1 protein-coding gene is annotated in these 368 nt (G+C 74.5%); it reads right to left on the bottom strand.

Annotated features, from left to right (window positions below):
- Positions 1 to 368 (bottom strand): polyketide synthase (locus LQ326_RS47540; protein ID WP_234545426.1); only part of this gene is annotated, 368 nt, incomplete at both ends.

Below are 368 nucleotides of genomic sequence, written 5' to 3'. Positions count from 1 at the left end.
CACGAGCACCACGGCGACGCCCTCGGACCAGCCCGTGCCGTCGGCCGCCGCCGCGAACGGCTTGGGGCGTCCGTCCGGGGCCAGTCCGCGCTGCCGGGAGAACTCCACGAACGAGGACGGCTGGGCCATGACCGCGACACCGCCGGCCACCGCGAGGTCGGACTCGCCCGAGCGCAGGGACTGGGCGGCCAGGTGCAGGGCGACCAGGGAGGAGGAGCAGGCCGTGTCGATGGTGACGGCCGGGCCCTCGAAGCCGAAGGTGTAGGCGACCCGGCCGGAGACGACGCTCGCCGCCGTGCCGGTGCTGCGGTAGCCCTCGGTGTCCTCCGCCGCCCGGGCGAGACCGACGTTGTAGTCCTGGTTCATCA

Origin of the sequence: Streptomyces shenzhenensis (assembly GCF_021462265.1) — a bacterium.
GTDB classification, from domain to species: Bacteria; Actinomycetota; Actinomycetes; order Streptomycetales; family Streptomycetaceae; genus Streptomyces; species Streptomyces shenzhenensis.
Note: the sequence above shows the minus strand (reverse complement) of the source record. Positions and strands in the feature narration are given on the sequence as shown.